Here is a 13,720-nt window from a genome sequence, read left to right as displayed (position 1 = left end):
TATTTTTAGGTACAAAAACAAGCCACCCTTCGACAGATGACTTGCTGATAAATCTTTTATGGTTCGGGTTCGGATGGAACATCCACAAAATCCGGACCGTCAGAAACAACAACCGTCACTGTAAAAGTGATTGGCTCATTGATACCGGCTTGTCCAATTTTGATAGAAGCTTGGCCAGTAAAGGTACAAGTCATTCCATCTGGGTAAGTTACAATCCAGTCATAAACCTTACCATTGTCTGAAATACCATTAGCAGCCTTGAAATTAGCGCCTTTGTAAACACACGCAAAGGCTAAACTAGATGAGTCTTGCAGGCCGTTGATTGCTTTTTTCTTTTTATCAGTTAGGACTGTCACATCAACTTTTTCGGGTGATTGTCCAATTTCAGGAATCGTCTTCACGTCTTCTAAAAGCGTGTATTCAGTTGATGAATCGCCGTGCACTTTGTAGCCAAGTGTCGTGCCTGTAGCAAGTAAGCCTTGACTGGCATCAGCATCGGCCGCAAACCGTTGTAAATCTAAATTCATATATAATTACCTCCCGTATACGCGCCGTGTATCGTTATCGATCACAGCACTAAATTGACAGACAACGCGGCTCAACCCTGCAGTATTAGCGTCATTAGCGGCACAAGACAAGCCAAGCTCTGCAAATGCGTCACTCAGCTTATTTGTGATAGCAGTCAGGCTACCGTTGTCTGTATAGAGTTCGATTGTTACTGACCAGGACGTCTGTGATTCGTGATGATCAGCGTTAATAAAAGCCGGTTGATGAGATGTCCGATATATCGCCATTGGATATTGCGACCAGACGGCTGGATATGATGGCGACTTAAGTTTTAACTCATCAATGGAGTTCAGGATATTCATTATCACGGGCTTAAGATTAAATATCATTTAGTCCAACCCCTTTTGGATATCATTTTGGAAATGCTGCTTGATGATGTCCGGCAATTCATTTTCGGCCGTAACACGCAATGCAGGTGTAAGAAATTGCCTAGCAGGTTGGCCAGAACTAACATAAAAGCTCTTCCCTTTTATGACTACTTTTCGCATACCATATATTTCAGTTAAGTCTAAATCAACATCCCCAACGTAAATAAACCAAGGTAACTGGTGATACGTTGGAACAAAGCCGCTGGGAATATCTTTCGATGATTCCTGGCCATGAATGCCTGTTCCCAATTCGCGATAAGTTGCTATTGGGTTTTTGGAAAAGACCATTCCAGTAACCCTTCCATCAGAATACTGTGGATCTGCAACTTCAAGACTTTGTTGAAGGTCATTACCGTGTCTCATGTTCGATCTCAAGTTATCAACTGCGCGAGTTTTAACCAATTCAGACGTTTCATTAGTAGCCTTCATCATTGCTTCAACAACCAAGTCAGGCAGCTTAGCAAGGTTACCAAGTACCTGACTAGCGTCGATTTCGACTTCCATTAGGCATCATCCCTTTCTATCATCACTATGAGGTGATCTGACCAAGTCCGAATTGCATTGATCTTGTAATCGGGCTTTTTTGCGTCCTTATCTACATCGACGCAAATTCCAGAGGTCTCGTCTTTACCTTCTTTAATCTCATTGCCAACATAAAGGCAAGTTTTGATGTATGCCAGTCGTTGACCATAAGTCTGAGCGTTAACCTGACCGCCAGCTGGTTGGATAACCATCTGCAGTTCAATGGGTTCACCGTAGCCAGTGATGACATTTCCTTCTTCATCCGTACCATTTAACCGCCGCCGCAAATAAACAGTCCGCAATTGTCTTGGATTTAATCTCAAACAACCACCTACAATCTAGCAAAACGACCCAGACGATAACGGCCTAGACTATTGCGGATAGCTAAGGGGATACCTACCTCAAAACTGCGAGTAACGCTGCCTTCGGTCCGCTGAGTCTCACCTTCGTTCGATTGCTGATTAAAGTAGACAGTCGCGAGCTTTTTAGCGTAAACAAATAGGCCAGTTACCATTTCAGTTCGATTCGTGTAATCAAGCACCGCTTGAATTGCATCATCGAAATAGTAATCGAGCGATTTATCATCTTCTTTAACGCCCAGTTGAGTTTTTAATTGACTAAGCTGGTCACTTTTTAACTTCTTTAGCGTCTCCTGATCCAGTTTTGCCTGAGTCATCTGTATCACCACCATCATCGTTCTTGTCTAAACATTCAAACAGTGATTCTTTAAAGTAATCCTGCTTAATTGTCAGGGTTGCCCCTGGTTTATAGACGCTGCCACCATACTTTAATGGCATTGATTTAACCTTGACCTTCATTATTTAGCCACCCCCGCAATAGGTTGCGCCAAGAATACTTCATCAGCTGCAGCAAAAGATGGTAATGCAACTGCAGAAGCTTTCTCAAAGGTTGCAACAGGGTCATGTGTTTCAGTGAAAACAGTATTGAAAATATTACCAACCTTGGATACTTTAACACCGTCCATGTTTTCTGCCTCGTCGGGATTTGGCCCAAACAGCTTATTACCCTGTAAATCATCGTTAAACAAAGTGATGCGATCTTCTGGATAATAGCGATGCGAAGCGTATTTACCGTTTGGCAGTTGGATATTGTACTTAGCATCATAGGTCCGAATTACTGGTAACCCAGCTGATTGCATAAATTCGTCCAATGCTGCTTGTGTTACTAGACGGCCGGAATCCTTACCCCAAATTGCAGCAATCACTTTAGGGTTCTGTGTGAATAAACGATAGATCTTCTTTGAAGTTAATGCACGAGTTGGCGTAATGTCCAAAGCATCACACCAATTCTCTAGATCCTTAATTGGGTCGGCACCGTCCTTATCCCAAGCAGTATCGGTCAGAGCTTGCTGATGCTTTTCTGGAATCTGATAATCAATGACGGCTGTGGTATCACTATCATCATCCCGTAAATGAATCTTACCAGTACTGAACATTTCCATGGTTTGCTGCTCAATACGGCCTAAAATACCTTGATTGAGCACATCGAAATCATTAAATACTTTATCTTTAAGATAAGCTGCTTCTTGCGGTGTCCGTGGATTTCGCATAGCAATGATATCTTCTTCATCAATTTTGTATTTACGCTTAATCAAAGCAAGCTCCAAAGCCGTCTTGGATGCTGTCCGACTGCCAATTTCAGCTTCACTGTTAAATGCAGCAACTGATGCAAGAATTGGAATCTTTGAACCCCGGCTTAATTGTTCAACCTTAAGGGTTTCAACACGTTTTGCTGGAAATAATGAGTCTCCTAAGAAAGGCTTATATTGTCGGTTTGCTGAGTAATCAATCAAATCGGCCTGTGTAAATAAATCATAAATTGTTGGCATTTAGTTTTCCTCCTTTAATTTAGGCTTCAGTTGGTGCTTCATCACGCCATTTAATACCTGCCAGTGCAGTTTTAGCTTCTGCAGTCGGTGCAGCTGCCAAACGTTGCGGTAAAACATAGCCTTCGACCATGACTGCGACTGGGACAGCGCCATTAGTGACATCAGCAGTGCTCAAAGTAATACCTTTTGCCTTGGCATCGTTTGATGGGAAGATAGAGCCAATTGGCAGAATCTTGCGTCCACCTTCTTCAACAACACCATTGGAATTGGCATCTGCGTACTCGGTGAAACTTTGATATCGGCCACTGACCAGAAAATTGATTTGTGATACGTTTTGTGTCTTGTCTACATAAACCATAAAAAATTACCTCCTCGTATTAGTTTGTTTCCCATGGATCCTTAACCGATTTTGTATCGGCATCATTGCGGCGCTTGGCTAATGTTTCGCCTGCAGTATCAATGCGGCCTGGTGCTCCGTTACCACCCGGCTTATCGGCTGAACCAGCAAGGCGAATATCGACCGCAGATTGCACGGAAGCATTGAACGTCTTGACTAATGAGCCATAAGCCACATCAACGTCTGCTTCATCCTTGCTAAGCACGCTGTCAAATAAACCGATTAACCCTGTAGGTAATTTGTCGGCACCAAGCTTGGCTAAAACATGCGAGCGATTAGCCATTGACTTAGTTTTAAGTCGTTCGGCAGCGAGTTCTTCACGAGCTTTATTCAAATCAAACTGGGCTTTTTCGGCGTCGTTCATTTTGTCGTAATCTTTTTGCTGTTGTTGGCTTTGTTTGGATTTTTCGACTGCTTCAGTGACGTGTTTGTTGATAACAGCATCTAATTCGGCCTGCGACGCAAAGGTGATCTGACCTGCAGGCGGCGTTACTGGTTTTCCATCATCCCCAACGCCACCATTAGGGTCACCACCAGCACCGTTGTCGCCTTGCCCTTGACTGCCATTGCCCTGGTCACCAGCGCCAGCACCATCTGATCCGCTGTCATCCGCGAAACGCTGCAAATCCAGTAATAAGTTGTATTTCTTCATGCTTAACCTCCTATGAATTTTTAGGTATAAAAAATAAGCAGTTTAAATTGTCATACTTAGGACAATAAGACTTTTAAAAAGCATATAACCAAAACCACATCACTAAACAGATCGTTGCTAAGATGATGGAACCAAATTTACCAACATTATCAACATTCTGATCTGTAATACTACATCCAAAATACAAATAGCTGACAAAGAGCAATATCTTAACCCATACCACGAATGCTACCTCCTAGCTCTTCTTCAAATTGGCTAACTCATTTTCCTTAAAAACTTGATAAAGCATTAATCCAGTCGAATCAACCAAACGTTCATCTGCGGCTTGATCTGAGTTAGATGACTCAAAGAACACGGCGTGCATTAATTCATGGAAAAATGTTTGTTCTTTTCTTTCTTGAGGATAATCAGAATTAATTGTAATGACGGCATTTAAGTAATCGGTGACACCAAATTGGTATAAACCATCATCTGTCTTATCGATATGTTCTTGCTTGACTTGATAGGTGATGCTGCCAACTTTTACTTTATCTGGGATTAACATAAGTCCCTCCTTGATTTTTGAGCATAAAAATAGCACTCAATCACCGATAGTGACCGGGTGCTATTTAGTTGCACTGGATCTGGTTGTTACTTTTTGTATATCATCAATTGTAATGTCAATGATTCCCCACTCTTCGGCAGTCTGTGCTGCATCGACCATGAAATGCGTATCATCGAATTTTTCGATTATAATAGCTTCGCGTCCATCTTTCAATAATACTCCGTCATATTCATTGACTTGCATCACTTGACCTCCTTAATCATTATTGTTGTTAATTTTGTTTGATTTCCATCTACTAACCATCCCGCAACAAGGTTATAAGGTTTACCTTTGGGTGTATAAAAAATCATTTTTTGCTCGTATGAATCGCCATATTTATTTGTACCTCTACATTTCGCCGGATAGCTCTTACTTCGTTTGAGAATTTCTTTCTTAAAGGATAAATAGTTGTCTTTGCTATATCCGAAGCGTTCAGAAATAATTTTGCCTTTTGGATAGCCAGACTTACTATTCTCATTAAATAAATACTCGGTGAATTTTCGATTATCGATAGTCGCGCCGTCAGCATTGGGCAATCTTAAATCAGAATTGTTCAATAGCCTTTCCTTGCGCTGATAGTCAAGCTTCGTCAACTGCCAATCTCTGCCACCATTATACCTCAGATCTTGCCACGCTTGGAAGTCTTTAGTCATGTCATCCCCAAGTATTGGTGTATATTGGTCAAATAATGCCCTATCTTCAGTCTCAGATTGCTTTTCAGCAAGCAATCGGTCGTAATTATCTCGACCGCCATACTTGTTGATCAGAGCTTTCTCCCACTGCTGATACGTCGTTCCAGCTGGCATCTCGAATGAGTGTCCGATTGGGTTATTGACCAAATGCTGGCCTACAAAGGTGTCTTTACCAAAATATGCTACAGCAACAGTTCTGCAGAAGCTATGAAACGGTGGATAATTCCCATCGGGTCCATCACAGACAGCATCTTCAATTGGAAAGTGTTTGCCATCCTTTAAGCGACAAATCTTTGATGTCCGCTCATCAAGAACGGCATTCAATACATAAGATTTAACCCCGTTCTCTCGCCATCCCATTAGCCGTGCCTGATTGCTGACGAAAGCTGCTTCGGTTCTGATTAAGCGTCGTGCATTAAACATTGAGACCTCAAATCGTTCCTGCAACGCTTTAGCCATATCTCGTTCGGACATTCCTGACATTTCCCTGGCCGTAAACAACTCCTTGAGCTGATCAGCAAGCAAATCAGTGTTCTTCCAGATACGTTTTGAGTAATTGCTACCCTTCCAGTTCATCCGCATTACTTTATCAACTTGGCTAGTCGACATACGTTTAAACTCAGTTATTGGCTTGTCTGGGACGAGTTCAACTGTTTTAACAGTCTCATTAGTCTTAGGGTCGATAAATTCAACAGTCGGCGTTTGTTCGTCAATGGTGGGGATGTTAGGAACTGCATCAGGATAATGCAACTGCACATCATGAGTAGTCTGACCAATCACTGCTTCGACAGCTGCTTGATCATACGCCTGCTGAATTTGAGGGATGAAGAACTTATCCATTTGGTCTTGTTCAACCTGAGCTACTTGCTTGGAAACAATCTCCGCCTTGGACTTAAGTAATTCCAGCTGCGTAATACGGGCTTTGGCGGCATAAGCACTGATAAATTGCTGCAGCTGCTTTTTAACCGCCTTGGACTTTGTATCTTTGACCAGCTGAATCAATTGAAGCATTTCAGAATCTGATACAGTGCTGCTCAGAATCTTTTTGGCTTGAGCCTCAGTCATAGCGGGTGCACTAAAATAGCGTCGATAAATTTGATTGACCTGGTCGGTTAACCAATTCGACGCTGCTAGATGTGCCTTGTTTATGACTTGCTCCGGCTTATTAAGGGCCTTATGCATATCTGAGTCCTGTTCAATTGCTCGACGCTCCCAGTATCCGAGGCTGTCCTTTTTGGCTGCCAATTACATCACCAACCGCCTGTAGCATCGTTAACCGCGATAAAACCACCGTAATCTCGCTGGATTGAGCGTAAACCGTGTTCTAATGCGTTGATTAATACACGATTTTCGGGACAATCCTTGAATTGAGTTACTCCCAGTGTATTGTCAGAGTGCGACTCAATGATTGGAGCTTCCAGCTCGTCAGTAATCGTCACTGATAAAACAGACACCGCAGCGCACACAATATCTTGACCTTTCTCAGCATAATTAGCGTGGCCATAAATTCGATAGCCGTCAATCGGCGTCGTCAGGTCGCCCTCGTGATGCAGAACCACTTGAATCATTATCGTTGCCTCCTTCTTTGTCAAAGTTTGATGTGGTCATGGTACCCATGGCATCAGCCGCACGTTTAGCTTTCTTGTCAGCCTCACTGTCTAACATCTTGATCATGTCTGCAGTTGAGTAAGTCGTGTTAGTTAGCCAACTCAACGTGACTGGTTGAGGAACAAATCCATCCGCATTCTTGATGTTATTGATCACGTCGGTCATATTGACTGGGATATTAGGGATGATATGGATATCTGCCCCATCAACGTCAACTGGTTCACTCTTGATCAGCATGATGTTTTGCAGCAACTTAAGCCGCCGCCTGATTCCACTAACTAGGTAACGCTCCTTAGTAACAAGCAACTGCAACAGACCAAAAAGCTTATACTTCATGGCTTCCCCGCTGACATTTCCCATAAAGTTCTCGTCGTTCATGTTTGGGACGTAAGTCGATTTATGAATGTCGTTCTCGATTGATTTCGATAGAATATCAATCTCTGATTCATTGAAGGTCTTGGTCAACCATTCAACGTATCCGCCTCCATCACTAGCAGTCCCACGAGCAGGAGCCTCCAAAATACCCTTGTTAGCCTCATTCTCGTTTATTTCGTCAACCGTAAAACCATAAATGACCAGCAATGCATTAACAAAGTTCTCTTTGTCGGCAAGGCGATCACTCTGCAAAACGTTATATGCATCCATAATCTTGATTGATTGCTCAAAATCGCCTTGACGTTCCTCGTTATTTCGATACTCGATCACTGGGACATCCCCAAAATAATGTTCCTTTACCTTGGGTGGACTCTTTAGGTTTGACGTGCTTAAATTAGTTCCGGATTCAGTACGATATTTAATAATGTACTTTTCGGTGTAAACAGTAATCAAAAAGCCATTCTGGTTACCCTTCAAGTCAAACTTCTCCTGAAAGTGAATGCCAAAAAGAGGGTTCTTCTCGGCAGTATCGTCAGTCACAAGCACAATGCCACGTGGGTCAATTTTTTCGATGCGTTCATCAGTTTCGGTCTCTGTAAGCTTTGACAGATAAACAAGTTCATAGGCTTCACCAAAGACTGACAAATCCTTTTCCATTTCCGCATCATGCTTGTTAATATCCATCCGCTGCAATACATCATCGATTGGCTGGATATCTTTACCTTTAGCTGCTGAAATGCTAATCGGATTACCCGTAGTAAAGCCAACGACCATATCAGTTACATATTTAGCGTGATTGACCATGACATTTGGTTCCTTGCCGTTAGCAGCACCAACACGCAAGTTATTACCGTCAGGCTTAAGCGGCTGTTTGCCATTGTAATAGTTAAACAATCGGTCTAACCGAGGGATGTCATTCTTACGCTGATCAATAGCAAAGTTAATAACTTCAAAGCTTGGATTATTGATATCACCTGCAAGCTCTCTATCAATTGCAACTCCCAATTTATCACCCCTTCCATTAATGCAGCCAGCTTGGCCGCTTCTTGATTTTTGCTACTGGATTACGATAAATCACCATATAAACGAAATAACGCATTGCATCCATAGTGTGGTCGTGTTCCTTAACTGGCTTGTCTTCGCCACGTTCCTCGGCCTTTGCATCCCAAATATAGGACGAAAACTCTGCGAAAAGATGCTTGAGCGTGCTCGAAAACTTAATCTTGCCGGTATTCATTGCTGACTGGGTAGCTCTGATACCATCGAGCACATCATTATTAGCCTTCATAACCTTATAGCCACGTGATCGTAGCAACGTAATAAACGATGCTGCTGACGGGTCAACGATGAGTGTTGGCTTGAGCGTCCCGACAAATTTATCCATGGCGTCAACATATTGCTCATCTGTCCACTGTCGGGATGACTCACGGCCTGAATAGTAAAACTCCTTGGTGCAGTACCATGTGTCCCCCAATTTTCCCCATAATAAAAAGACTGTGGGATTAAGTGTCCCATAGTCCACAGAAACATAATACTTTTCAAGTTGAGCGTTAGCTGGTAAGTCCTCAACCATGAGTTCTTCGTCGAAGTTGTCGTAGATGATACCCTCCGATAACACCCACATACCTAGAATGTATCGCTGATAGAACACCCCTGAGTACATGCGCTCATATCGTGCTCTAATAGCATCTGATAGGGATGGATTATCTCTCATCGTGAAATGGATTTGTAGCGCATGTTTCTGCTCTAACTTGTCAATCCATTCTTGTTTAAACCAATGATAAGGGCCTGCCGGGTTGCAGTTAAACCAAAGTTTTGAACCCTCTACCGAACAACGAGCTGTTGCCTGGTTAACAAACGACTGTGGCATCAAAGCAACTTCATCAAAAAAGAACCCGGCCAAGGTTATACCCTGAACTAGGTCCTGACTGGATTCATCTTTACCGCCGAACAAGAAGTAATAATTAGTCTTTTTACCTTTGCGAATGATCAGCATGTTATCGGTCCGAGCATCGTGTACCGAATATCCGCGACTCTCCAGCATTGTTTTCAATGGTCGAATAACATTACGTCTCAATGAACCAATTGTTTTGCCAGCAATACCAAACTGCTGATTGTTAAACATGATCATGCTCCAAAGCACATAAGACAGTGACATAATAACCGTTTTACCGGCACGCACTGAACCGTCGCATATGATTGCTTCTTTATCTTTAGTGCCTTTCCAACGCCACCAAGTCAGAACCTGCATTTGTTTCTTGGAGAAAGGTGCAAAGTGAAATGATGTTTTACGAATCTTTAGCTTCATGTTTATCCCCCCAAACCTTATCCATACTCTTATCAATTGCCTCTAAGAAATCGTCTTGGCTATCATCATCAATATCAGGTTCAGGCAGGCGGTCAAGTAATTCTTTCATGGCCTTTTGCTTGTCATAAAGCTTAACGACCAAGCCATCCTTACCCGTGTGAATATCCTGAATCAGCGACCAATCAACCTCATCACTAGGCTTAAGGTAGATATCGGAAACATGGCGAATAACAGGATTGTCATCAGTATCAAGGAAGGGCACGCCATCCATATCCATGACCATCTCTTTATGAACCCGATAATCAAGCACATCATCAAGGCTGGCAAACGCTTGTTTAGCATACTCACGCAAAATATTATCGGCGGTTAAATACAGACCAGATTGTTGTTGCTCTTTAAGAATTGACAATTGCTTTTGAATGTTAGCATTTGCAAGCATCCTTGCCCCATTTGTTCGAGCTGAATCGTAATCACATTGATAGGCCTTTCGATACGCCCAAGTAGCATTGAACCTCTGTAAATAAAGCAAACAGAATAGTTTTTGTTTCTCGGTTAGTTCCTCATTAGCAGCCAACTCGTTGACAACTTCAGACACAACTTTGTGTGCACCCTTTTTTAGTTTTGTGTGCACTCTCTTTTTAGGTGGTGCATTCTTTCTGTTTGAGACTCGCTGCCAATTGTACCTGGTCTTCCAGGACTTTACCGTATTAATGGAAACATCATATTTAGCTGCGATGTCTTTATACTTCATCCCAGCAAGATAATCTTTCTCAGCAGCCTCTTGATTAGTCTGCTTCATTACATATCACCACACCTCCTGATCAATAATTAGGATGACTATTTTTTCTTTTTGGCTTTTTCATCTTTAAGCCATTTTTCGAGTCTTGCATCCATTTTGGTTTCCTCAGGTGTGCAGTACCCAAACTTCGAATGAATCCTCATTGCCAATGACACCACCTCCTTTCCTAAATTCGGGTATAAAAAAAGACGCCTAAGCGTCTTTTTCATCAAGAATTAATCGCATCCGCAACCATAAAACCAGTTTCTGTGGGTCTTTCCATATACATCTGTCGATTGTTCAACTGATTAATGCCTTGAACAAACTGGGCCATACCGTTAACTTGCAAATCAAGAATCGCCATCTGAATAGAACTTTCTTCTACATTTTGAAGTACTGAAATCGTACTAAAACTCTTTGCAACCAAAGCACTATTATCGCCCTGTACCACTCCACCGATTGAAATAGAATTCTGTGGGCTTGGAATAATTGGCCACGAACGGTAATTTTTCAACACAATTAATGCAAGTGGTGAAACTTTATCTATCAAGTTTAAGATAGTCTTGCTCTTTGAAAATGCTTCACCTAAGTTTTGTTCATTAGACAACTTAGCTAAATACTCCGAAAGTATTGAAATCAAGTCATCATCAAATGGAGAATCGCTTAATAGTGCAGTTATTTTGGAATAAATACTTAAACCGTATGGATCTGTTATCAGATCAGCAAGCTTTAATAGTCCCTGTTCTTGATTATCGACTTTTTGTAAGTATTCGCTTATCAGAGCCGCTTTTTTCGCATCATCCAAATTAGATTTAAGTCTGTCACCTGTTTCAATTACATCTAACAGAATATCCCCGATATTCATATCAACAATATGAGACACTATACTCCTCCCTTGAGACTTTGCAGTTTCAATGGTTGCATCTTTTATCTCATCTTTTGTTATCGTCTGTTTCTGTATGCGCTGTTTTAGCCCTACACGCTCCGAATTCATCAGATACTCAGGATGTTCAACCATTGCTTTCAATGCCTTTTTGTCCATTCGTGTCACCCCATAATATATTTTTATAATTAAAGTAACACTTATTACTAAAATATCAATATAGGGTGTGACGGTTTCTACTTTCCTAACTTATCTGGCTTAAATACTGCTGAAAATAAGGCCTGTGCCATTTTTACTGCTTCAACGCGATCATATCCATCAACAATATACTGATTAACAGACTCGCTGAACAGTCGACTTAGCATTCTGATACTTTGTGCAGACTCATCATTTGGTACTAATCCAGCCATATCAAATTTAGTCATCTTTAATACTTCTTTTTTATCCACACGATCATCCCTTAAATTTATTATATGTATATCCCCGCTACATGACTGTTGGGTAACGAGGATTGTTTGCTGTGCAATTATGAAAGATTTGGTAGGGAAAATTACTATTTAAAGGAGTTAGTCGCAAAACATCAGTATTGGAGGTGCACAGCAATGGCGTGCTGAGGAGTTGAACCTCATCTAGAAGACCGGTCACGCCACCTGAATCATGCAAGATTCAAAAATAAGCACTGATCAGTTACAATGTGGCCGAAGGTTTTAATCCGAGTCCACTTTCGTCGCCATAATTGACGCCTTTTCGATATTCATCCGCAGTTGCTCCACGCCGATATCACCAATCCGTAATTATCATAATATCAATATAACAGCTAAAAGCGTCCCCAGAGCGGTACGATCACGGAACGTTTCAGACTCATCCAGACAAATCGCCGAGTTCACTCGAAGACAAGTAATTCCTCACCGGGATATGCTTCAGCAAACTCTAATAAAGCCCGTTTCTTCAAATAATCAATTGTTTGCCCACTATAGCCAACTAACTTGCCGGCGATTGCTTCATAGGTTAGCGGCACCTCGACAAAATAAGAATAATATAATACCCAATAACTTGTCGGTCGTAAGATTTGCATTGCCTGTTGAATGTTATCAATAATCGTAACGGCGTCAATATGCTCGACCATCTTATTTTCGATACGATTGCCATATTGCTGTATTTTTGGCATGCCATCAATAGTTGGTGACTGCAAGTCTATCAGCCTAACCCCAGCAATACGAGTCAGCCGTGGATATTGAGATAACAAATCCCGAGCCATCTCTCTACTGGCCCGCACATCAATTTCTGGTAATAAGCCCAACTTTTCAGCCCCTTATGCTATAATAATTGTGTCGTAATCATTCATAAGGAGTCCGCTAGCAGCGGGCTTTTTTGTTGCCTAAATTTGTGTTATTTCCAACTCGACCCTTGGATCATCAGAATAATATTTTGAAATAAAGCTCTCCACAATCTGGTTATCGTCGACCCAGAGAATGCCTTTAACTGCATCAGTGACTGCCTTAAAGTAATTATCAATATCTGGTTTAACAGTTGGCCGGTCATCCCCGTTAAGTCGTCTTAATTTAAGAGCCTTAGAGCCACTTTTAGGTAAATATCTATAAATAGTAATATCTACCTCGTAAAGCTCCAGTCATTGGCTCATCCTTGTACTGGTTAAGCGCCTGAAACTGTACTTGCTCCCGATAATCAGCAACCTTCGAATCAGTATAAGTGCGTACGCCATATTTAGTTCTAGCAAATCTTGGCCGACTTTGGGCAACTGGCTCACCGTATATAATTATTTTCAATAACCCATTCTTTCGATTGCCATAACTACATAACCTTTCTGCTGTGCGTAATCAGTCATGTAAGTGACTATGGCCCTTAATTCTTTTCCGGTATAATGCCCATTTACATACTCTTTTAAAACTAATACGTCACCCACACGAAAGTCACGGTCATTATTACGTATTTCAAAGCTTTTTCCTCGAAATATGATGTCTGAGTAATACTGTGGGTCAATTTTTAACTCATGAGCATGGCGTCCCGGACGTATATGGCTTGCAAACAGTCCAGGGACGAAACTGAAACTAATCATATCAATGGGATCTATCATTCCATTTCCCATTTTATTTCCTCCTCTTTGACATCTTGTACCG

21 protein-coding genes are annotated in these 13,720 nt (G+C 41.7%); all 21 read right to left on the bottom strand.

Annotated elements, in window-relative coordinates; genetic code table 11:
- Positions 1 to 56: 56 nt before the first annotated feature.
- Positions 57 to 527 carry a phage tail tube protein gene (locus tag OCU21_RS03690; protein WP_261806138.1) on the bottom strand — a complete coding sequence of 157 codons (471 nt, stop codon included), beginning with the start codon at positions 525 to 527 and terminating at the stop codon, positions 57 to 59.
- Between the two features lie 369 nt (positions 528 to 896).
- Positions 897 to 1,439 carry an HK97 gp10 family phage protein gene (locus OCU21_RS03685; RefSeq protein ID WP_125598211.1) on the bottom strand — a complete coding sequence of 181 codons (543 nt, stop codon included), beginning with the start codon at positions 1,437 to 1,439 and terminating at the stop codon, positions 897 to 899.
- Positions 1,439 to 1,780: a hypothetical protein gene (locus OCU21_RS03680; RefSeq protein ID WP_125598208.1), complete on the bottom strand. Its 342-nt coding sequence runs from the start codon at positions 1,778 to 1,780 to the stop codon at positions 1,439 to 1,441. The genes OCU21_RS03685 and OCU21_RS03680 overlap by 1 nt, the downstream gene beginning before the upstream one ends.
- 8 nt (positions 1,781 to 1,788) lie before the next feature.
- Positions 1,789 to 2,133: a phage head-tail connector protein gene (locus OCU21_RS03675; protein WP_125598205.1), complete on the bottom strand. Its 345-nt coding sequence runs from the start codon at positions 2,131 to 2,133 to the stop codon at positions 1,789 to 1,791.
- On the bottom strand, positions 2,084 to 2,275 hold the full coding sequence (locus OCU21_RS03670; protein ID WP_191987272.1) for a conjugal transfer protein: 192 nt from the start codon (positions 2,273 to 2,275) through the stop codon (positions 2,084 to 2,086). The genes OCU21_RS03675 and OCU21_RS03670 overlap by 50 nt, the downstream gene beginning before the upstream one ends.
- Positions 2,275 to 3,306 carry a major capsid protein gene (locus tag OCU21_RS03665; RefSeq protein WP_125598201.1) on the bottom strand — a complete coding sequence of 344 codons (1,032 nt, stop codon included), beginning with the start codon at positions 3,304 to 3,306 and terminating at the stop codon, positions 2,275 to 2,277. Before OCU21_RS03665 ends, OCU21_RS03670 begins: the two co-directional genes overlap by 1 nt.
- A gap of 19 nt (positions 3,307 to 3,325) precedes the next feature.
- The gene (locus OCU21_RS03660; RefSeq protein WP_261806137.1) at positions 3,326 to 3,664 is read right to left on the bottom strand and encodes a hypothetical protein; all 339 of its coding nucleotides are present in this window, start codon (positions 3,662 to 3,664) and stop codon (positions 3,326 to 3,328) included.
- Between the two features lie 19 nt (positions 3,665 to 3,683).
- A complete protein-coding gene (locus OCU21_RS03655; RefSeq protein WP_125598195.1) occupies positions 3,684 to 4,355 on the bottom strand; it encodes a capsid assembly scaffolding protein Gp46 family protein in 672 nt (223 codons plus the stop codon).
- 235 nt (positions 4,356 to 4,590) lie between these two features.
- Positions 4,591 to 4,899 (bottom strand): ImmA/IrrE family metallo-endopeptidase, encoded by a 309-nt coding sequence (locus tag OCU21_RS03650; RefSeq protein WP_125598192.1) that lies wholly within the window; start codon positions 4,897 to 4,899, stop codon positions 4,591 to 4,593.
- A 60-nt stretch (positions 4,900 to 4,959) separates the two neighbouring features.
- Positions 4,960 to 5,142, bottom strand: coding sequence for a hypothetical protein (locus OCU21_RS03645; protein WP_125598189.1), 183 nt, complete (start codon positions 5,140 to 5,142; stop codon positions 4,960 to 4,962).
- Positions 5,142 to 6,875, bottom strand: coding sequence for a minor capsid protein (locus OCU21_RS03640; RefSeq protein WP_261806136.1), 1,734 nt, complete (start codon positions 6,873 to 6,875; stop codon positions 5,142 to 5,144). The genes OCU21_RS03645 and OCU21_RS03640 overlap by 1 nt, the downstream gene beginning before the upstream one ends.
- A gap of 5 nt (positions 6,876 to 6,880) precedes the next feature.
- The gene (locus OCU21_RS03635; protein ID WP_261806135.1) at positions 6,881 to 7,198 is read right to left on the bottom strand and encodes a ribosomal-processing cysteine protease Prp; all 318 of its coding nucleotides are present in this window, start codon (positions 7,196 to 7,198) and stop codon (positions 6,881 to 6,883) included.
- Positions 7,149 to 8,618 carry a phage portal protein gene (locus OCU21_RS03630; protein WP_261806134.1) on the bottom strand — a complete coding sequence of 490 codons (1,470 nt, stop codon included), beginning with the start codon at positions 8,616 to 8,618 and terminating at the stop codon, positions 7,149 to 7,151. Before OCU21_RS03630 ends, OCU21_RS03635 begins: the two co-directional genes overlap by 50 nt.
- Before the next feature lie 16 nt (positions 8,619 to 8,634).
- Positions 8,635 to 9,921 carry a PBSX family phage terminase large subunit gene (locus tag OCU21_RS03625; protein WP_261806133.1) on the bottom strand — a complete coding sequence of 429 codons (1,287 nt, stop codon included), beginning with the start codon at positions 9,919 to 9,921 and terminating at the stop codon, positions 8,635 to 8,637.
- A complete protein-coding gene (locus OCU21_RS03620; RefSeq protein ID WP_261806132.1) occupies positions 9,902 to 10,720 on the bottom strand; it encodes a terminase small subunit in 819 nt (272 codons plus the stop codon). Before OCU21_RS03620 ends, OCU21_RS03625 begins: the two co-directional genes overlap by 20 nt.
- A 208-nt stretch (positions 10,721 to 10,928) precedes the next feature.
- The gene (locus OCU21_RS03615) at positions 10,929 to 11,741 is read right to left on the bottom strand and encodes a hypothetical protein (RefSeq protein WP_225420207.1); all 813 of its coding nucleotides are present in this window, start codon (positions 11,739 to 11,741) and stop codon (positions 10,929 to 10,931) included.
- Between the two features lie 77 nt (positions 11,742 to 11,818).
- Positions 11,819 to 12,031, bottom strand: a complete 213-nt coding sequence (locus OCU21_RS03610; protein WP_125650131.1) for a hypothetical protein — start codon at positions 12,029 to 12,031, stop codon at positions 11,819 to 11,821.
- A gap of 434 nt (positions 12,032 to 12,465) precedes the next feature.
- Entirely contained in the window at positions 12,466 to 12,882 is a 417-nt protein-coding gene (locus tag OCU21_RS03605; protein ID WP_261806131.1) for an ArpU family phage packaging/lysis transcriptional regulator, read from the bottom strand.
- 78 nt (positions 12,883 to 12,960) lie between these two features.
- Complete coding sequence (locus OCU21_RS03600) at positions 12,961 to 13,185, bottom strand: RusA family crossover junction endodeoxyribonuclease (RefSeq protein WP_261806191.1); 225 nt, start codon at positions 13,183 to 13,185, stop codon at positions 12,961 to 12,963.
- Entirely contained in the window at positions 13,178 to 13,369 is a 192-nt protein-coding gene (locus OCU21_RS03595; protein WP_261806130.1) for a RusA family crossover junction endodeoxyribonuclease, read from the bottom strand. Before OCU21_RS03595 ends, OCU21_RS03600 begins: the two co-directional genes overlap by 8 nt.
- Positions 13,366 to 13,689: a DUF3850 domain-containing protein gene (locus OCU21_RS03590; RefSeq protein ID WP_261806129.1), complete on the bottom strand. Its 324-nt coding sequence runs from the start codon at positions 13,687 to 13,689 to the stop codon at positions 13,366 to 13,368. Before OCU21_RS03590 ends, OCU21_RS03595 begins: the two co-directional genes overlap by 4 nt.
- Between the last annotated feature and the right edge of the window lie 31 nt (positions 13,690 to 13,720).

This window comes from Lapidilactobacillus luobeiensis (genome assembly GCF_024345205.1).
GTDB classification, from domain to species: Bacteria; Bacillota; Bacilli; order Lactobacillales; family Lactobacillaceae; genus Lapidilactobacillus; species Lapidilactobacillus luobeiensis.
This window is presented reverse-complemented; position numbering and strand designations above follow the sequence as displayed.